Source organism: Rheinheimera riviphila (assembly GCF_004005945.1).
Taxonomy (GTDB): Bacteria; Pseudomonadota; Gammaproteobacteria; order Enterobacterales; family Alteromonadaceae; genus Pararheinheimera; species Pararheinheimera riviphila.
The window spans coordinates 1-19,833 of the sequence record NZ_SACS01000009.1 but is presented as its reverse complement, the minus strand read 5'-3'; the positions used below and the strand labels follow the sequence as shown (position 1 = coordinate 19,833).

At 50.8% G+C, this 19,833-nt stretch carries 16 protein-coding genes; 10 read left to right on the top strand and 6 right to left on the bottom strand.

Features of this window, described 5'->3' with window-relative positions; translation table 11 throughout:
* Nucleotides 1–3: 3 nt before the first annotated feature.
* Complete coding sequence (locus EOE67_RS09670) at nt 4–480, top strand: hypothetical protein (protein ID WP_127698893.1); 477 nt, start codon at nt 4–6, stop codon at nt 478–480.
* 121 nt (nt 481–601) lie between these two features.
* Nucleotides 602–1,930, top strand: a complete 1,329-nt coding sequence (locus tag EOE67_RS09665) for an O-antigen ligase family protein (protein ID WP_127698892.1) — start codon at nt 602–604, stop codon at nt 1,928–1,930.
* A gap of 892 nt (nt 1,931–2,822) precedes the next feature.
* Here EOE67_RS09665 and moeA read toward each other — a convergent pair.
* The gene (gene moeA / locus EOE67_RS09660) at nt 2,823–4,043 is read right to left on the bottom strand and encodes a molybdopterin molybdotransferase MoeA (RefSeq protein ID WP_127698891.1); all 1,221 of its coding nucleotides are present in this window, start codon (nt 4,041–4,043) and stop codon (nt 2,823–2,825) included.
* Between the two features lie 483 nt (nt 4,044–4,526).
* Here moeA and EOE67_RS09655 point away from each other — a divergent pair, with 483 nt between their 5' ends.
* From EOE67_RS09655 to moaA, 7 genes are read left to right on the top strand one after another with little or no spacing between them, the layout of a single operon-like run.
* On the top strand, nt 4,527–5,933 hold the full coding sequence (locus EOE67_RS09655; protein WP_240652774.1) for a CmpA/NrtA family ABC transporter substrate-binding protein: 1,407 nt from the start codon (nt 4,527–4,529) through the stop codon (nt 5,931–5,933).
* Between the two features lie 27 nt (nt 5,934–5,960).
* Complete coding sequence (locus tag EOE67_RS09650) at nt 5,961–6,959, top strand: ABC transporter permease (RefSeq protein WP_127698890.1); 999 nt, start codon at nt 5,961–5,963, stop codon at nt 6,957–6,959.
* Nucleotides 6,960–6,996: 37 nt separating this feature from the next.
* On the top strand, nt 6,997–7,851 hold the full coding sequence (locus EOE67_RS09645) for an ABC transporter ATP-binding protein (RefSeq protein WP_127698889.1): 855 nt from the start codon (nt 6,997–6,999) through the stop codon (nt 7,849–7,851).
* On the top strand, nt 7,848–9,287 hold the full coding sequence (locus EOE67_RS09640) for an NAD(P)/FAD-dependent oxidoreductase (RefSeq protein WP_127698888.1): 1,440 nt from the start codon (nt 7,848–7,850) through the stop codon (nt 9,285–9,287). Before EOE67_RS09645 ends, EOE67_RS09640 begins: the two co-directional genes overlap by 4 nt.
* 9 nt (nt 9,288–9,296) lie before the next feature.
* The gene (nirB, locus tag EOE67_RS09635) at nt 9,297–11,897 is read left to right on the top strand and encodes a nitrite reductase large subunit NirB (protein ID WP_127698887.1); all 2,601 of its coding nucleotides are present in this window, start codon (nt 9,297–9,299) and stop codon (nt 11,895–11,897) included.
* A complete protein-coding gene (gene nirD, locus EOE67_RS09630) occupies nt 11,897–12,289 on the top strand; it encodes a nitrite reductase small subunit NirD (RefSeq protein WP_127698886.1) in 393 nt (130 codons plus the stop codon). Before nirB ends, nirD begins: the two co-directional genes overlap by 1 nt.
* Before the next feature lie 38 nt (nt 12,290–12,327).
* Nucleotides 12,328–13,353, top strand: a complete 1,026-nt coding sequence (gene moaA / locus EOE67_RS09625; protein WP_127698885.1) for a GTP 3',8-cyclase MoaA — start codon at nt 12,328–12,330, stop codon at nt 13,351–13,353.
* Nucleotides 13,354–13,560: 207 nt separating this feature from the next.
* Here moaA and EOE67_RS09620 read toward each other — a convergent pair whose 3' ends face one another.
* From EOE67_RS09620 to EOE67_RS09600, 5 genes are read right to left on the bottom strand one after another with little or no spacing between them, the layout of a single operon-like run.
* On the bottom strand, nt 13,561–14,796 hold the full coding sequence (locus tag EOE67_RS09620) for an ABC transporter permease (RefSeq protein WP_127698884.1): 1,236 nt from the start codon (nt 14,794–14,796) through the stop codon (nt 13,561–13,563).
* Nucleotides 14,797–14,799: 3 nt separating this feature from the next.
* Nucleotides 14,800–15,984, bottom strand: a complete 1,185-nt coding sequence (locus EOE67_RS09615) for an efflux RND transporter periplasmic adaptor subunit (protein ID WP_127698883.1) — start codon at nt 15,982–15,984, stop codon at nt 14,800–14,802.
* Entirely contained in the window at nt 15,981–17,027 is a 1,047-nt protein-coding gene (locus EOE67_RS09610) for an HlyD family secretion protein (protein ID WP_127698882.1), read from the bottom strand. Before EOE67_RS09610 ends, EOE67_RS09615 begins: the two co-directional genes overlap by 4 nt.
* On the bottom strand, nt 17,024–18,010 hold the full coding sequence (locus tag EOE67_RS09605) for an HlyD family secretion protein (RefSeq protein ID WP_240652773.1): 987 nt from the start codon (nt 18,008–18,010) through the stop codon (nt 17,024–17,026). Before EOE67_RS09605 ends, EOE67_RS09610 begins: the two co-directional genes overlap by 4 nt.
* Nucleotides 18,004–18,678 (bottom strand): ABC transporter ATP-binding protein, encoded by a 675-nt coding sequence (locus tag EOE67_RS09600; protein ID WP_127698881.1) that lies wholly within the window; start codon nt 18,676–18,678, stop codon nt 18,004–18,006. The genes EOE67_RS09605 and EOE67_RS09600 overlap by 7 nt, the downstream gene beginning before the upstream one ends.
* 467 nt (nt 18,679–19,145) lie before the next feature.
* On the opposite strand from EOE67_RS09600, the gene EOE67_RS09590 reads away from it, so the two are divergent.
* Nucleotides 19,146–19,833, top strand: a 688-nt coding sequence (locus EOE67_RS09590; RefSeq protein WP_164852273.1) for an IS110 family transposase, incomplete at its 3' end; no start/stop codon positions are given.

Genomic DNA, 19,833 nt, shown 5'->3' with positions numbered 1-19,833 from the left:
CATATGAAGTACTTAAAAATCGCTCTGGTCGCAGCTGCAGTTCAGTTGTTTGTGCCATCAGTGTCAGCGCAGGAAGCCAATTCTGAAGTCGCAACGATGTTCGCAACAGCTCAATCCCAAGGTCAATCTCTGACCGATTTCGTGGGACAAATCACTAATTTAAAAACCTGTAATCCTAAACTCGCTGAGAAAGTGGTTGAGTTTGCTTTGGAACAGGCCAAAGATGACCCAATTCTGGTCGAAGAAATTTTACGTTCTGTATCAAATTCTTGTGTTGATCAGGACACCACCACTGCCTACGCTATCGCAGCCGGTATTGACCCGACACTGGTGTCAAACGCTTTAGGTACTGCAACAGCGGCAGGTGCAGCAGCCGGTGGCGGTGCAGCTCCGGTCGTCACCGCAACTCCTCCGGGCACCACCGGTGCTGGCGGCGGTACTGGCAGCGGTCAGACGACTGAGCTCGCTTCAGGCAACTAGGCCTTCACTGTTGCTTTGATTATCAAGCCAGTTATTTATTAAGCCCCATATTTGGGGCTTTTTGTTGCGTTTTTTCTGCCCTTCCAATAACTTAGATTTATTTTTCAGGCAATCTTCCTTCATGCTGCAACTGAAATTCGGTTCGATTATTTTCGCCTTGCTTTGTGTGGTGCTGATCTGGGCACCGATCCCGGTGGGCAGTAACCGTCCCTGGGCCTGGTCGTTATTGGAACTGATGATTGGCATGGTGTTTTTACTGCACCTGGCCAATAGTGGTCGCCGCGATGGTCCGGCATTATGGCAGCGTTGGTTTTGGCCGTTGTTATTGCCCATTCTGCTACTGCAGCTGTATTTAGGGTTGCAAATGTCCGGCTATCTGCCGTTCCTGCAAAGCATTGACCCAAAACAAACCGAAATTATGCTGCTGAAGGGGCTATTTTTTCTGATGTGGTTGCAGTTGGTTTGCATCTATACCGATAGCGCATTCCGGTTGCGGATGCTGGTGCTGATGATGGTACTGTCGGGTTTTGTGCAGGCGTTTTATGGCTCGGTGCTCAATTTAGCTGAAGTCGCCAATTCGCCATTATTTGCGGTGAACGAAGCTGGTCGCGCCCGTGGCAGCTTTGTTTATCAGAACCATTTTGCGAATTATCTGGCGCTCTGTCTGGCGATGGCGCTGGGCTTGTTGTTATCAGAGTTATCCAGTCAGCCACCGCAGTGGCGTTTCAAAGCGATGCTTAGGGATGTTGTCACCAGCTTGCTCAGCAGCAAACTAATGTTACGACTGGCGATTGTGGTGATGGTGATTGGCCTGGTGCTCAGTCGCTCGCGGATGGGTAATGCGGCCTTTTTCAGCAGTCTGGCGCTGGTGTCGTTGCTGGCGCTGTTTTTCTACAAAAGGCCACCGGCGCTGTTAAAACCATTAGTGATCAGTATTTTACTGCTCGATATGCTGATTATCGGCTCGATGTTCGGGCTGGAAAAACTACAACAACGTTTTGTGGAAACCTCCTTTGCCTCGGAAGCGCGGGATGAAGTGGTGATCGACAGCCTGCCGATTTTGCAACAATATGGCTGGCAAGGCTCAGGCGGCGGCACTTTTTACACCGTGTTTCCGGCGTATCAGCCGCAGGTGTATTCCGGTTTTTATGACCATGCCCACAATGATTATCTGCAGTTTGCCATCGAAGTTGGCATTCCAATGACCTTACTGCTGGGCCTGATGTTGCTGTGGAGTTTATGGCAAAACCTGCAAGTGATGCGGACCAGCGACCACAAGCTGCACCGCGGTCTGGCATTTGGTTGTGCCATGGCAACAGTGCATATGTTAATTCACTGCACCGTCGATTTTAATCTGCAGGCACCAGCGACCGCCATGCTCTATCTGACGATCCTGGCGATAGGCCAGCGTCTTTATAGCATGCGTTTTGATAAAGTCCGCCGCAGTTAATATTTGGCGGATTTGTCAAATAAGTGGTGGATGATACTTCGCTTATCCACCCTACGGTATTTTTATATTTTAAAACAATATCTTAAGCAGATTTTTGTAGGGCGTACTCGCCGAAGGCAGTACGCCGCAGCGCAATTTCCATCACCATCTTAAACAAATTTATATCCACATTTTGGCGCACTACCGCTTACGCGGTGAGTGACGCCATACGGTATTTTTATATTTTAAAACAATAGCTTAAGCAGATTTTTGTAGGGCGTACTCGCCGAAGGCAGTACGCCGCAGCGCAATTTCCATCACCATCTTAAAAGAATTTAAATCAACATTTTGGCGCACTACCGCTTGCGCGGTGAGTGACGCCCTACAGCATTTTTTGTTTTAAAACAATAGCTTAAACACATTTTTCGTAGGGCGTACTCGCCGAAGGCAGTACGCCGCACGGCAATTTTCACCACCATCTTAAAAGAATTTAAATCCACATTTCGGCGCACTACCGCTTACGCGGTGAGTGCCACCCTACGGAATTTTTTTTATTTTAAAACAATAGCTTAAGCAGATTTTTGTAGGGCGTACTCGCCGAAGGCAGTACGCCGCAGCGCAGTTTCCATCACCATCTTCAACAAATTTTAATCAACATTTCGGCGCACTACCGCTTGCGCGGCGAGTGCCGCCCTACGGAATTTTTATTTTTTAAAACAATAGCTTAAGCATATTTTCGTAGGGCGTACTCGCCGCAGGCAGTACGCCGCAGCGCAGTTTCCATCACCATCTTCAACAAATTTTAATCAATATTTCGGCGCACTACCGCTTGCGCGGTGAGTGACGCCCTACGGAGTTTTTATATTTTAAAACAATAGCTTAAGCACGTTTTCCGGAGGGCGCTGTGACAACGTCAATAAAACATCCGCCCCAACGGCCACACAGTCACAGTTTCACCTGCTGCGACATCGGCTCGGTGTTGTTCCAGCGCAAGGTAACAATTGGCTTGGTTAAATGAAGTTAACATCGCCGAACTTTGGCTGCCAACCGGCTCTGCCAACAAACTGCCATCGGCAACTTGCCAATAGCGGCCACGCTGAAAATCCATCCGGCCGGCGGTTTTGCGAATAGGCTGCGCTGCCGCGGCCCGCAACGCATTTGGCGTGACAAGGGTTTCGCCGGACAATTGCCGCAGTGCCGGTTGCACCAATAAATCCAACGTCACCGCCGCCGACACCGGGTTGCCAGGCAACCCAAAAAACCAGCTTTGACCATAACGACCACAGGCAAATGGTTTACCCGGCTTCATCGCCACTTTCCAGAATTCAACCTGTCCTGCTTCATGTAAAATTTCTGCAGTGTAGTCAGCGTCACCAACCGACACGCCGCCACTGGTGATGAGGACATCAAACTCAGCGCTGGCCCGATCAAATGCCTGACGCAGCTGAGTTTTGTCATCCCCAACCCAACCTAAATCAGTCACCTCAAGGTCCAGTCGCCGTAACATCGCCAGCAATAAAAATCGGTTGCTGTCATAAATCTGGCCAGTTGCTAATGGTTGACCTGGTGGCACTAATTCATCACCGGTGGACAGCACGGCCACCTTGAGCGGCGTAAATACCGGAACTTCTGCTAACCCCAAAGTAGCCAACACCCCAACGTCAATCGCCGTTAGTTTTTTGCCCGCGCGCAACACCACTTGCTGCCGCGAAATTTCACTGCCTTGCTCGCGAATATGCGAACCAAGCTGCACCGGTTTACGGAGCAGCACCCCATCGGCAGTCAGTTCGGTCTCTTCCTGCATCACCACGGTATCCAAGGTGGCCGGTATCATAGCGCCGGTCATGATCCGCACGCAGCTGCCAGCGGGTACCTCTCCAGCGAACGGATGTCCGGCCAAACTTTGGCCTGCAATCCGCAAACAATCAAAACTTGCCGCGTCCAAGGCGCGCAGCGCATAACCATCCATCGCGGCATTGGTATAAGCCGGCACGTCCAGCGGCGACAACAGATCCAACGCACAGACCCGGCCCAAAGCTTGCGACAACGGCAATTGTTCACGGCGAGTGGTAGCGGTGATGGTTGCCAGCAGCGCCGTCAGCGCATCATTAAAACTTAATAAAGGAGATTTCATCCGGGTGCTGGCTCCAGCTTATGTTATCAACATCTGGTTCCGAGCTTATGCTGGCTCGCCCTCCCGATGCAACCGCCTGATCTTAAAAATCGCCAACGCCCGGCCGTCGGCGCCAGTGACATACTTTTTGTGACATACTTTTTTAAACGCGGTTGCACTTGTTGGCCTGAATTAAAATGGTGCAGCTTTGCACCAGTTAAGTTCAGAATTTTGCACCTGCTGTCGATAGCCGAATGCTTCGAATCAAACAAATTCATCTAATTTCATAGCCTTATGAATTGCAAACAACTCTGGCACGACAGCTGCTAAGTCATAGATGCTGGTTGGTACTGGTCACAATAACAACAATCAACTCAGCTTAAATTTTGCTACCTGGCAATGACGCCATTTGACAGCTTCCGCTTCCGGGATCTGTCAAATGGCGTTTTTTTTTTGCCAAAAACTTACGGCAGCAGCCATCGACAAACAGACTCAGAGGGAATGATGTTTAAACAACAAAAATATACCGGTGTAACCCCTGGCAAACGCTGGGTACCGCTGATGCTGGGCACCTTGTTATATAGCAGCGTGTTCCTTAGCAGCTTGTTGATAGAAAGCGCCGCTGCAACAGCCGCCACCGCCGAAAAAACCGAACTGAAGCTTGGTTTTATCAAGCTGACCGATATGGCGCCATTAGCTGTCGCGTTGGAGCAAGGTTTTTTCGAAGATGAAGGTTTGTTTGTTGAATTAGAAGCGCAGGCGAACTGGAAAGTATTGCTGGACCGGGTGATTGACGGCCAACTCGACGGCGCCCATATGCTGACCGGGCAGGCGCTGGCGGCAACCGTTGGTATCGGTACCAAAGCGGCGCTGCAAACCGCTTTTGTGATGGATTTAAACGGCAACGCTTGTACTGTTAGCAACAACGTCTGGCAACAGCTGCAAGCTACCTTGCCAAAAGATGCAACCGGCAAAGTACAGTTTCCACTGCATGCCAACACATTGCAGCCGGTGCTGAATAGCTTTGCTGAAAAAGGTAAAAAACTGCAATTGGCGATGGTATTCCCCTTCTCCAGCCATAACTATGAACTGCGTTATTGGCTGGCCGCTGCTGGTATTCACCCTGGTTTTTATGCGCCGGATAAGGGCGACAATTCGGGTCAGCTCGATGCGCAGGTGCTGATTTCAGTCACCCCGCCACCACAAATGCCAGCAACTTTAGAAGCAGGCACCATTGATGGTTATTGCGTTGGCGAGCCGTGGAACCAACAGGCAGTGGCCCGTGGTTTAGGCGTGCCGGTGGTGACCAATGAAGATATTCACCGGCATATGGCAGAAAAAATCTTTGGGGTCAGTAAAAGCTGGGCCGAGAAAAACCCGACGACGCACTTAAAGCTGGTCAAAGCCTTGATCCGCGCTGGCCATTGGTTGGATCAAAACAACAACCAAAACCGCGCCGCCGCCGCAAAATTAATTTCCCAGCCATTTTATGTGGGCGCCGATGAGAAAATTATCGCCAACAGCATGACCGGTATCTTTGAATACAGCAAAGGCGACGTGCGTAAAGCACCGGATTTTAACGTGTTTTTCCGCTACCACGCTACCTACCCTTATTACTCAGATGCAATTTGGTATTTATCGCAAATGCGCCGTTGGGGCCAAATCAGTAGCGCGCAAACTGACGCCTGGTACCTACAAACCGCCAAACAAGTGTTTCAGCCGGCGATTTATCAACAAGCAGCGATGGAACTTATCAAAGAGCAAAAACTAACAGCGGCTGATTTCCCCGATTTTAACGTTGAAACCGGCCTGCGCGCTGCTGGTGTGATGCCGTTTATCGATGGTATCGCCTTTGATGGGCGCACACCCAACCAATACCTGCGCCAGTTTGCGCTCGGTAACAAAGACTAACCGGCGTGATCGGAAGGAGTATTCGAGATGCAGATATTTTTGCCAGCCCGTTGGGTCAAAACACAAAGCCATAAATTGAACTGGGCCAAACACCCACAAACCCAGCTACGGTTGCAACAACTGTTATTACCGCTGGTCGGTCTGACGCTATTTTTCCTGCTGTGGCACGCCGTTGCCAGTCAGATTGTGACGACTTTAGGCTCGTTTCCGGGACCAGTTGCGGTGGCTGAACAGTTCAGTAATTTGTTGGATGAGCACCAGGCCGAGCAACAACGCGAAGCGGCGTTTTATCAGCGCCAGCAAGCGCGATTGGAGCAGTTAAGACTGACTGATCCAAACAGTGAAGCACAAATTCGCCCTTACAGCGGCCGACCGACTTTTTTCAGTCAAATCGCCACTAGCTTGCTGACGGTGCTCTGCGGTTTTGCGCTGGCAACCTTGCTGGCCATTCCGGCTGGCGTGGTGATTGGGTTAAGTCCGAAGTTATATGCGGTGTTTAATCCGCTCATTCAGCTGTTTAAACCGATTTCGCCTTTGGCCTGGCTGCCGCTTATTACCATTTTGGTCAGCGCTTTGTACCCGCAAACCGAAGGTGGGTTATCCCGATCCTTTTTAGTCTCGGCTTTTACCGTGGCGCTCTGTTCATTATGGCCGACGCTGATCAATACCATTGTCGGTGTGAGTCAGATTTCGCCCGATTTGGAAAACGTCAGCAAAGTGCTGCGGCTGCGCTGGGTCAGCCATATCAAAACCATCGTGCTGCCTTCAGCAATTCCGATGATTTTTACCGGGATGCGACTATCGCTGGGCATTGCCTGGATGGTGCTGATTGCCGCCGAAATGCTCGCGCAAAACCCTGGGCTTGGCAAATTTGTCTGGGACGAATTTCAGAATGGTTCATCGCAATCACTTAGCCGCATTTGCGCTGCGGTGCTGGTGATTGGCGTGATTGGTTTTGTGCTGGATCGGCTGATGTTGTTACTACAGCGCTACGTCAACTGGGATAAAAACGCCGTACTGCGTTAACAGCGGTTGCGATAAACAAGCTTACAGGAGCTGCAAAATGCAAAAAGCCCAATTACAACTCAGTCAGGTCGGGATCAGTTTCCCCACTGCCAAAGGTGATTTTGTTGCGCTGCAAAACGTCAATCTGGATATCGCCCAAGGCGAATTTGTCAGCCTGATTGGCCATTCCGGTTGCGGTAAATCGACGGTGCTGAATATTGTCGCCGGTTTATTGCAAGCCAGCACCGGCGGCGTGATTTTAAATAACAAAGAAGTGAATGAACCGGGGCCAGAACGCGCGGTGGTGTTTCAGAACCACTCGTTGTTGCCGTGGCTCACGGTCTACCAGAACGTTGAACTGGCGGTAAAACAGGTGTTTCGCGGCAAAAAATCCAAAAGCGAAATGCGCGACTGGATTTTGCACAACTTAGCTTTGGTGCAAATGACCCACGCGCTGGATAAACGCCCGTCAGAAATTTCCGGCGGTATGAAACAACGGGTCGGCATTGCCCGAGCACTGGCGATGCAGCCGCAAGTGCTGTTGATGGACGAACCTTTTGGGGCGCTCGACGCCCTGACCCGCGCCCATCTGCAGGATTCGGTGATGGATATTCAGGCGAAACTGAATAACACAGTGATTATGATCACCCACGATGTCGATGAAGCGGTGTTGTTATCCGATCGCATCGTGATGATGACCAACGGCCCTGCTGCCACCATCGGCGAGATTTTGCACATCGATTTGCCACGGCCACGCGAACGGCTGGCGTTGTCGGACGATGCCCGTTACAACCATTATCGCCATCAGGTGCTGAGTTTCTTGTATGAAAAGCAGCGCAAAATTGAGCCTTTGCATACGCAAACCAAAGCAGCAAAACCTGCAATCGTGACAGTGGAGGCGAAATCAGCATGACTTTGAGCAACCTCCATCCAACAGCTGGCACGCCCCAAACCGACTATCAACTGGTGATCATCGGCAACGGCATGGCCTGCTTTGCGCTGTTAAGCGAACTAATACAACAACCAAACCGGCCACAACGTATTTTGGTGATTGGCGACGAAGCCTTGCCTGCCTACAACCGAGTGTTGTTATCGCCGGTACTGGCCGGTGAATTGGCGCCAGAGCAAGCGATGCTGGAGCCGCTGGGATGGTATCAACAACATGGCATTGATCTGCATCTGCAGGATCCGGTGGTGCTCATCGACCGCGTCGATCGGCGGGTGATCAGCCAACAAGGTTTTTGCTGGACCTATCAGCAACTGGTGTTTGCTTGTGGTGCAAAAGGTAGTACGCCGGAATACGCCCGGCAGGCAGTTGGGACAGCATCAAATATCTGCCATTTTCGCAACTGGCGCGATTTGACGCTGTTGCAGCAAACCGCCGCGCGTTTTCAGCCGCACGATGCTCAATTCAAAACTGTGGCCAAAATTGAGGACAGCCACAAATCAGGTCAGGCTGGAATTGGAGTAATTGGAGACACCCACAAACCAGGTCACGCCATTGTGGTCGGCGGTGGGTTTCTAGGTTTGGAAGCAGCCGAAGGTTTGCGTAAACAAGGCATGCAAGTCTGTTTATTGCAGCGCAGTCCTTATTTGCTGAACCGGCAGCTGGATGCAACCGCCGCCGATTTACTGGCCAGCGAACTGCGCGGCCGCGGTTTGATGATTTTAACTGGCCGTGAAATCGCCAGTTTGCAGCATAAAACCGATGGCAATGTGTCCGCAGTGATTCTGAAAGACGGCCGCCGTTTGCCTTGTGATTTATTGGTGTTAGCCCTTGGCATTAGCCCAAATATTCAATTGGCACAGCTGGCCGGGGTGAAAACCAACAGCGGCATTTGTGTCGATAGCCGCTTACAAAGCTCAGATCCGGCAATTTTTGCGCTCGGCGAATGCTCAGAATTTGCTGGCCAAACTTTTGGTTTACTTGCGCCAATTCGCAGTCAAGCAACTGTGTTAGCGCAAGTTTTAACCGGTGGTACGGCTACGTTCACGCCGGACAATACCGCCACCGCTTTAAAAATCAGCGGCATCGATTTATGGTCCTGCGGCGACATCCCGACTTTGCTCAAAGATCCAACCAGCTTTGACCAAACCGCCGTTTATCAGGATCACCAGCTTGGCGATTATCGCAAACTCTGGTGGCAGCAAGGCCGCTTGGTTGGCGCAGTGCTGTATGGCGATACCAGCAATAGCCTGTTTTATGGCCAACTGCTACAGCAAGCCCCAATCGAGGACAGCCATCAAATTCAAGGCAGCCATCCAACGTTGTTATTCAGGCAGCCGACAACAGTCTCGCCAACCACCGATCCCAACCTTTCGCACAGCGCGGGCGAATTAGCCGCCTAGGAGCAGCAGATGCAAACTTTAAAATTAATTGTCATTGGCAACGGCATGGTCGGCCAACATTTTTTAGAGCAACTGGTCGAAAAAAGTCAGCAGCAAGACCCCACTTTTAATATCCCGTCGTTTAATATTCAGGTATTTGGCGCTGAGCCGGTCGCCGCTTATGACCGGGTACATTTATCCGAGTATTTTCAATCACAAAGCGCTGATGGCCTGATGCTGGCAGCGCCGGATTTTTATCAGCAGCATGGTATTAAGCTGCATCTGCATGAAGCGGTGCTGGCGATTGATCCAAGCGCGAAAACCGTCAGCACCGCAAAAGGCGAATACAAATACGATCAACTGGTACTGGCCACCGGCTCCTACCCTTTTGTACCGCCCATTCCGGGCAATACACAGCCACATTGTCTGGTCTATCGCACCTTAGAAGATTTAGACGCCATTTATCAAAGCAGCCAACATGCTACGACTGGCGTGGTGATCGGCGGTGGCTTACTCGGCTTAGAAGCGGCCAATGCCTTAAAAATGCTTGGCCTCGAAGCGCATGTGGTGGAATTTGCGTCCCGCCTCATGCCGGTACAACTGGATCCGGACGCCGGTGAGTTACTCAAAGCAAAAATTCAGGCGTTAGGCGTCACCGTGCATACCGAAAAAGCCACAGCGCAAATTTGCGCTGGCAGCGAAAAGCGGCTGCAACTGCAATTTACCGATGGTCAACATCTGGAAACCGATTTGATTGTGTTTTCTGCCGGGATCCGGCCACAAGACGTTTTGGCCAAAGCTGCCGGACTCACGCTTGGCGAACGTGGTGGCATTGTGATTAACGATCAGTGCCAGACCAGCGATGCCAACATTTTTGCCATCGGCGAATGTGCGCTTTGGAACAACCAGATTTTCGGTTTAGTCGCACCCGGTTACCAGATGGCCCGTGCCGCAGCAGCCCGTTTATGCCTGGACGCCGAGCCAAAGTTTTTGGGCGCCGATATGTCAACCAAGCTTAAGTTGCTTGGGGTGGATGTCGGCTCAATTGGCGACGCCCATGGCAAAACGCCGGGCTCGATAAGCTTGCGCTATCGCAATGACCAAAGTGGCGTGTACCGCAAATTAGTGCTGTCAAAAGATGGTAAAAAATTGCTCGGCGCCGTGCTGGTTGGTGACAACAGCTATTACGATAATTTACTGCAATATGTACTAAATGGCCTGAAATTACCGGCAAATCCGGAAGCGCTGATATTACCGACTTCTGGCCCGGCGCCAACTTTAGGCGTCGCCGCCCTGCCCGCCACCGCTACCATTTGCTCTTGTCACAATGTCAGCAAAGGCAATATCTGTAGCGCCATTGACGCTGGCACCCAGGATTTAGTCGGCCTTAAAAGCTGTACCAAAGCTGGCACCGGTTGTGGTGGCTGTGCCGCGCTATTAAAAAGCGTGCTGGACCATGAACTGACCAGCCGCGGCGTCACAGTGAAAAAAGATATCTGTGAGCATTTTGCCTATAGCCGCCAGCAGCTGTATCACCTGGTGCGGGTTGGCAATATCAAAACCTTTAGCGAGCTTATTGCACAACATGGCAAAGGCCATGGCTGTGAGATTTGTAAACCAGCTGTCGGTTCTATTTTGGCCAGTTGCTGGAATGAACCGGTATTGGCCAAGCCGCATGTGGCGCTGCAGGACACCAACGATACCTTTCTGGCCAATATGCAAAAAAACGGTACATATTCAGTGGTGCCACGTATTCCGGGCGGCGAAATCACGCCAAAAATGCTGATTAGCATCGGCCAGATTGCTGAGCAATATCAGCTCTACACCAAAATTACCGGCGGTCAGCGCATTGATTTATTCGGCGCGACCTTAGATCAGCTGCCGCTGGTGTGGCAGCAGCTGATTGATGCCGGTTTTGAGACGGGTCATGCTTATGGCAAGTCGCTGCGCACAGTGAAATCCTGTGTTGGCAGTACCTGGTGTCGCTACGGTGTGCAAGATAGCGTCAGCATGGCGGTGTTGATTGAACATCGCTACAAAGGTGTGCGCGCCCCGCACAAAATCAAGATGGCTGTCTCCGGTTGCACCCGTGAATGCGCCGAAGCGCAGAGTAAAGATGTTGGCGTCATTGCCACCGAAAATGGCTGGAACTTGTATGTCTGCGGCAACGGCGGCATGAAACCACGCCACGCCGACTTATTCGCCACCGACTTAACCGACGAGCAATTGCTGCGCTACATCGACCGTTTTTTGATGTTTTATATCGCGACCGCCGATCGGCTGCAACGCACTTCGGTCTGGTTTGGCAACCTCGACGGTGGCCTGGATTATTTAAAACAGGTGATTTTGCACGACAGCCTTGGCATTGGTGCTGAACTTGAAGCGCAAATGGCGCTATTGGTCGACAACTACCAATGTGAATGGAAAACCGCCTTAGAAACGCCAGAACAGCGCGCCCGATTCAAAAGTTTTGTCAACGCGCCTGCGCCAGAGCGCGACAGCTTTGGTTTTCGCAGCGAGCGGGGCCAGCTTATTCCTAGCCAGTTTATTGATGCCGCCAGCCCGCGACTTAAGGCACAGGTTAGCGCACCAGCCATACCAACCGAAACTTTTGCTGAGGAGAACCGCTGATGACAACATCATTTACCACGACACTCGCAAGTACGCCCGCCATTACGGTGCCACTTTGCGCCATCAGCGACTTAGTTCCTTATTCCGGCGTTGCGGCCAACTACAACGGCTTAAGCATTGCGCTGTTTTATCTACCGGATCAACATCCGGCCATTTATGCGCTGGGACATCTGGACCCTGTGACGCAGGCGCCGGTGATTGCGCACGGCTTGATTGGCGAAAGCCAGGGTGAGTTTTATGTGGCCTCACCGCTCTACAAACAGCAATACCGGCTGCGTGATGGCGTTTGCCTGCAACAACCTGAATTACAGTTACCAACCTATTCGGTGGCGGTGAGCGAAGGTAAACTTTGGTTGCTGCAAAGCGCTGATACGCTGCAGGCTTGTGCTTAATGGCGCGCTCAGCTGAAGTTTTTCAGCTAGATACAAACATGAGCAACCGGCTGGAAGACAATTTCGGCCGGCGTTTTAGTTACTTGCGCCTATCCATTACCGAGCAATGTAACTTTCGCTGTCAGTATTGCCTGCCGGACGGTTCAAGCGTCGATGCGTCCTGTAGCAAAGCAGAACTAACCCTGCCAGAAATAGAAATATTGGTGCGAAGTTTTGCCGCGCTTGGTACTAAAAAGGTCCGTATTAGTGGCGGCGAACCTAGTTTACGCAAAGACTTGTGCGCCATTATCCGCACAATCAAAGCCATTCCGGGCATCGAAACGGTCGCGCTGAGCACCAATGGCTACCGGCTAAAAAAGGATGTTGTCGCCTGGCGCGAAGCAGGTTTGGATCAGCTGAATATCAGTATCGACAGTTTGGACGCGGCGACGTTTGCGCTTATCACCGGGCAGGATCGGCTATCGGACATTCTGGAAGGATTAGAACTAGCGTCTGAACTTGGCTTTAGTGCGATTAAAATCAATACCGTGCTACTGAAGTTTTACAACGCCATGGCGCTGCCGGATTTCCTGGCCTTTGTGCAAAAGCGCAATATCAGCCTGCGTTTTATTGAACTGATGCAAACCGGCGATAGTAACGCATTTTTCAAAAAACAACAACAAAGCGCCAGCGCCTGGTGCGAGCAATTGCAACAACAAGGCTGGCAGCTGCAAACACCTGCGTTACATGCCGGCCCGGCGCGCGAATATCAGCATCCGGATTATCAGGGAAAAATCGGTTTTATCACGCCATATAGCGAGCATTTTTGCGATGACTGTAACCGGCTGCGTGTCTCCAGCACCGGCCAGCTGTTTTTATGTTTGTTTGCCGAAGAGCACCAGAATCTGCGGCCGCTGTTGCAGGCGGTCATGCGCCAAAACGAATCGTCGCAAAACCAACAAAAACCGGACACCCAGGTATTACAACAATGGCTACAACAACAAGTGCAGCAAAAAACCGCCAGCCATTTATTAACCACCCAACAAACCGGCGCCACCCGCCATTTTGCGATGATTGGGGGTTGAAGAAAGGTTTTTTAAATTTGCAGCAACAAACCTCGTCACGCATCCGGCGCACTACCGCGGTCGCGGTGAGTGACGCCCTACGGAATTTTTATACTTTAAAACAATAGCTTAAACACATTTCCGTAGGGCGTACTCAGCCGAAGGCTAGTACGCCGTGTGGTCATTGCCAAATTCCCTACTAAATATTCAATATCAACCAATCCCCTGTTAATCCGTCTGCAACGCGGTAATTGGATCTAACTCTGACGCTTTAATTGCAGGATACACCCCAAAAGCAATGCCAATCAGCGCGCAGATACTAAACGACAGAACTATCGCCGGGATTGACCAGGACACTGCCCATTCGGAATAAAAGGCGATCAGTTCCGACAGAATAATCCCGAACAAAATCCCCAGAATGCCACCGGCGATAGCGATGGCGAAACTCTCTGCCACAAATTGCAGCCGGATATCGCGTTTGGTGGCACCAACGGCGCGTAATAAACCAATTTCTTTGGTTCGTTCCAGCACTGTGGCCAGCATAATATTCATAATACCGATACCGCCGACCAGTAACGAAATCCCGGCGACACAAGACATCACGATATTAAAAATCTGTTGGGTTTGTTTTTGTTGCGCCAGCAAGGCCGCCGGGACCACCAGCTGATAGTCGTCGATATCTTTATGCCGCTGCTTTAACAAAAAATCCAGCGCCCGGGCGGTCAAAGCAGTTTGTTCGCTATCTTCCAGCTGCAATCTGAAACCACTAAGTTCAGCACCAAGCGGCAGCGAGCGGAAGCGGCTGGTCGCGGTATTTAACGGCAAAAACAACTGATTTTGTTCACCACCGAGTTTAATGCCCTGAAACTCCTGTTGATCTTGATCACGCGACGCCAATACGCCAATGACCTTTAACCAGACATGATTGACCTTCACCGGTTGCCCCAACGCATCCCCTTCCGGAAACAAAGTTTGCGCCAGTTGCGATCCCAACACCGCGACCTGCGCCGCATACAAGTCTTCTTCTTCGGTAAAATTCCGGCCCGCAGCGAAGGTTAAATTGCTTAACTCCATATAACTAGCACTGACGCCAATCGCTTTGGCATCACTTTTCGCGTGATGGCTTAACAAGGCATAAGTATCAAGCGAACGCTCGGCGCTAAAACCGGTAATACCGGGCAAGGTGCTGACCGCGGTCTGCATATCGCTTTGGGTTAAACCAAGCGAATGTTTACGCTGCTCGATTAAAGTTTTTTCATCAAAGGTTTTGCCTTCGACAATCAAGTTACGTAAACCCATGGTCTCAATGGTTTTTAATGCTTCCCGCTCGGCTCCCTCGCCGATATTGAGCATCGCAATCACCGCGCCAACCCCAAAGATCATTCCGAGTAAGGTGAGGAAAGTCCGTAATTTGTGCTGCGCTAATTCAGCAACCGTATCTTTGAGTAATGCCTGATACTTCATCCGTTAGCTTCCTATATCAATAAGGGCGATGCGATCTTCAACCGCCAACCCGGACAGCACCTCGGCGTGCGTCAGACTTTTTTCACCCAGACTGACCGACTGTTTCTCAAAGCTGCTACCTTGTTGTTTCCAGACATAAGATTGCTGCTCAGCGCTAAAAATGGCCTGTAATGGCACTTGTAACACGTCATCGCGGCTGTTGACTTCAATGGTGGCGCGGATTTTTTTACCGGGCATAAAAGCCGGATGTTGCGCTGCCGGTTCAACCACCACGTCAATATATTTACGGGGGTCACGCCGTTCACGCGAACGTCCGACCTGACTGACCTTCAGCACTTTTCCGCGAAGCTGCAAACCGGGATCCGCAGCCATCACAAACCGCACTTGCTGGCCGGCCGTCAGACCTTTTGCTTCTTGCTCAATCACTTGTAATTTAATGTGTTGCAGACTCAAATCCGGAATACTGCCAATTTTATCGCCTGGAAATACCATCCGGCCGACTTCCGGTTTTTCACCGCGCCAGTTAGTTTCAAACAGCAAAATGCCTTTGTGCGGCGCTTTGATTTCAAGCGCATTTAAGCCACTTTCAGCCTGGCTCAGCAGGCTTTGTTGCTGATCTTGCTGCAACTGTAATAGCTCCAGTTCACCCTGACTTTTTTGCTGAAAACTTTGTTGCTGCCAACCCAGATAATGCTGCTTATCCGCCAAAAACTCTTTGTTTTGCATCGAGTCGAGAATTTCCAGCCGGGAGCGGATCTGCACGTCATCAATATTAAATTGATCGGCAAAGCTGAATTCGCGTTTGACCAGTAGCCGATCCAAACCCAGTTTCAGCAAATCGCCTTGTTGGTCGGTGAGTTTTTTTGATTTATCAGCAGCGACCCCAGCCAAAGCGGTACCCGCTTGCCTTTTCTCGCGCTGCAACTGGGTTGCATCAAAAGTGACTACGCGTTGCCCTGGTGTCACTTCACTAAACTCCGGCGAAATTTCATAGATAAATCGTGGCCCGCGACTGGCAGGCGCGTGGATACTGACCGCGTTCACTGCAAACAGCTCACCTTCGGCACTGATTTGATGTTGCAAGCGCTGCGGGCTTAATTCAAACGTCGGCACTGTGCTGGTTGGTTCGCCGCAGCTTGCAAGCAGTAAGCTCAGCATCGCCAGCGAAGGAATAATGATTTGTTTCATGGCGCAGCGTCCCCGGTTTTAGCAGGCAAAGTAGCTGGCTTCGATGACGCAGCAAGCGGCTGAATACTCAGCCTGGCGCTCATGCCGGGTCGCAGCAAACCAGTGTCCAGCGCATCAAACTTCACTTGCGCGTCGACCACCCGGCTTAAGTTTTCCACCGATTTATCGCGCACCGCCACACCGAGGCTGGTCAAAGTGCCGCTGAAACTACGCTCCGGCAGTGCATCAAGCTGGATTTGTACTTTTTGCCCCAGTTGCAGCCGTTTGACGTCAATTTCATCAATTTCGGCTTTGACATACAGCGTGTCGAGCTGCGAAATCTCGGCAATTGGTTGACCAAACTGTACCGTATCTCCGACCGAAGATTTCTCGCCCTGATAATCAGCGACATAAATCACCATCCCGGCAAACGGCGCTGTGACCCGCATCCGATTGATTTCGTCGCTAAACTGCTCGACTTCGCTGCTTAGCCGTGAAATTTTCGATTGCAGCATTTCGGCCTGCGCTTTTCGCTGTTGCTGATGAAATTCCAGCCGACTTTTGGCCAAATCGTATTGATTGCTGGCGATGGTAAAGTCGATGCGGGCTTTACGCCGATCATTGGCCGAGCGCGAATGATCGGTAATGTCAGCTTTGCGTTGGTCGCGTTCAAACTCCATTTTCCGCTCCGCCAGTTCCAGTTTCAGCTCTTCAAACCGCTGTTCATCCTGCTGCAGCCGATTGGCCAGCTCCTGGCGGGCACTTTGTAATTCAACGGTTTTGGTTTCCAATTGTTCAGCGATGGTTTGACTGTCAAAACCCACCACCACCTCACCGGCTTTGAGCAAACTGCTCTCAGGCGCCAGCTCTTTAATATTGTATTGCCACAACTGGCTGACACTGGGCGGTGACGCTTTAAACGAGGTCGCAGCGACCAGCTCGCCGGTGGCTTTCACCGATGATATTTGGACCACTTTGACCTGAGCCTGGGGCTGTTCACAGGCATTCAGCAGACCCGCGACCAGCACCACAATAATGCCCTGGCTTAAACGAAAACCGCTCATAAGGTCGCCTCTATCAACAAACCCATGCCAAGCAACGCATCATTAATTGGCAACTGCTGCGTCTTAAATCTGGCTTTAAAATACATGCCGCTGCCCCAACTCTGCCGTTTTTCCCCTTGTGGCGCCAAGTCTGTCAGTTGCACGGTAAAGAGTTGATTGGGCGCGACATCAAAACGAGCGGTCAGGGTTGTGGCCGCTTTTAACCGGCTGATGTCCATTTCGTGAACCCAAGACTCAATAAATAAACCTTGTTGTTCAACCACTTCGGCGATGAGCCAGCCTGGTTGCGCGGTCACGCCGGCAAAAAGTTTGGTCCGAAACCAAGGATGTAAACTGTAATTGATCGAGCCGGTGCGCTCGGCATAAATACTCATTTTACTCAGTTGTAGCTCGGCGTCGGCCAGTTCTGCCGTGGTCTGCTGTTGTTGCAGCTGTTGTTTTTTTAGCACTGTCGATTGGGTGATTCGGGCAGTCGCCAGGGTTTCCGCCGCTTTTTCGGCCAGCGTTCTGGCGCGGCTTAACTCCAGTTGATACTTCTCGTAATCATAGCGGCTGAGGTTTTCAAGCGGCACCGCGGCATCGATACCGGCTTTTTCCAGCAGTAACTGATTCCGTTTTAGCTCAAACTCGGCTTCCATCACCAGTAGCGCGTTTTCAGACTCCATCTGCTTATATTGTTCATTGGCTAAAATCAGCTGGTTTTTTAACTGTTCGATATTGGCTTTACTATTACCTGCGTTAAATACCGCAACCAGATCGCCTTTTTTGACGATTTCTTGCTCTGGTTTTAACCATTGCACCTGGATTTGCCAGCTATCACTGAGCGGCGCCACTATCGACTGCCGATGTTCCGATTGCAGTGTGCCCGTTAACATCAATGGCAGCTCGCTTGTTGGGATCGAACTTGCAGCCACCGGGCCTGCTGTCAGCGAGTTTGCTGTCACGGTGCTTAGCAACATCAGGTAAGTCAGCGGGATCAGCATACTTTGTCCTCAATAATTTTACCGTCACGCATCCGGATAACCCGTCTGGCATAAGCGGCAATTTCATCTTCATGGGTGACCATCACAATGGTGTTCCCCTGCTGATGCAGATCGGTCAGGATTTGCATAATTTCATCGGAGGTTTTGCTGTCGAGATTACCAGTCGGTTCGTCAGCAAAAATCACTTTCGGTTTGTTGACCAAGGCCCTGGCGATGGCCACGCGTTGGCGCTGACCACCGGACATTTCATGCGGTTTGTGTTGCATACGATGGCCAAGCCCTACTTGTTCCAGTAATGCTTGAGCACGCACCAGCCCTTGTTCGGTCGGAATTTCGGTATAACGCAGCGGCAATGCGACATTTTCGGCGGCGGTTAATCTTGGAAGTAAATGAAAGGACTGGAAAATAAAACCAATATGCTGATTGCGGATCGCGGATAACTCTTCGTCATTCATTTCACTGATCAACTTGCCGTTCAGTTGATAGCTACCTTCACTTGGCCGGTCGAGGCAACCCAGTAAATTCATCAAAGTCGATTTGCCCGAGCCTGAAGTGCCCATGATGGCCACGAATTCATTTTCAGCAATGCTCAGATTGATATCATGCAAAGCGATCACTTCATTTTCGCCTTGTCCGAACACCTTCCTCAACTGGCGCGCTTCAATCATCCCTAATGTCCCTGGTTTTATCATTAATATCAGTAGGTATTTGTAACAGAGTTCGGAAAATAATTACAAATATTCATCAATCCGAGTGTGCCATATATAAGTCGGAATGTAATATCTGAATTCAGGGCCAGCTGTTGATGATATGTAACCAGATATGTCGATAAAGGTAAAATGACAGTCGAGATAGCTTCGGCGTACTGCCGCTGACGCGGCGAGTAGCGCCCTTGTATGTTGAATCTTATTGAGTTAATAATTTTATCAGTTTACCGGGGAGGCTGTTCCGCCCTAGAGGCAGCATTATCTGACCTCGTATGTAGAGTAGCCCCCCGCCTCATTGCTCAACTCGTAGAGTATCCGGAAGCCTTGCATAACAAGGACTTCGCATCACAAGGTCGAGCCAAGCATCAAGTGCGAGGTCGGGGAGCCGGTGACTATTCTGGCCTATTTGATGATAAAAGGGGAAGCATATGAGCGCATTTGTTGGGATTGACGTTGCTGCGAAGACTTTTGATGTGGTTGTCAGAATTGACGGCAAACCGAATAAAGTCGAGCAATTCAGCCAAACACCTGATGGCCATGCAGCTGTTGTGCGTAAGTTGCAAAAATTTGCCCCTGAGTTGGTCGTGATGGAAGCGACCGGAATTTATTATCTCGACCTTGCGGTGGCTTTGGCTAAAGCGAATTTACCGGTGTCGGTGATTAATCCCAAGAGTTTTCATCACTTTGCGGCGATGAAGCTCAACGGCAACAAAACCGATGCAGTAGATGCAGCATTGCTGGCTGAATTCGCGCAGTGTATGTCGCCGCGGCGATGGAATGTACCTCAAGACGAACTGCTTGGGCTGCGGGATATAGGCCGACAGCTCAACCGGTTAACGGGAAGCCGCACGCAGGCGAAGAATCGGCTGCATGCGCTGACATCAAAAAGTATGACGCTTCCAATGCTGATTGAAGATGAGCAAGAAGGTATTGACCAACTGGAGCGGCGCATCAAACGCCTGACGCAGGCGGCTCTGGCACTGATTGCCGGCGATGACAACTTAGCAGCACACTTTAGCCATATGACAGCAGCCAAGGGCATTGGTGAGACCAGCGCCATCGCCATTCTGGCAGAGCTTTGCGTGTTACCATCGACGATGAAATCATCACAGGTTA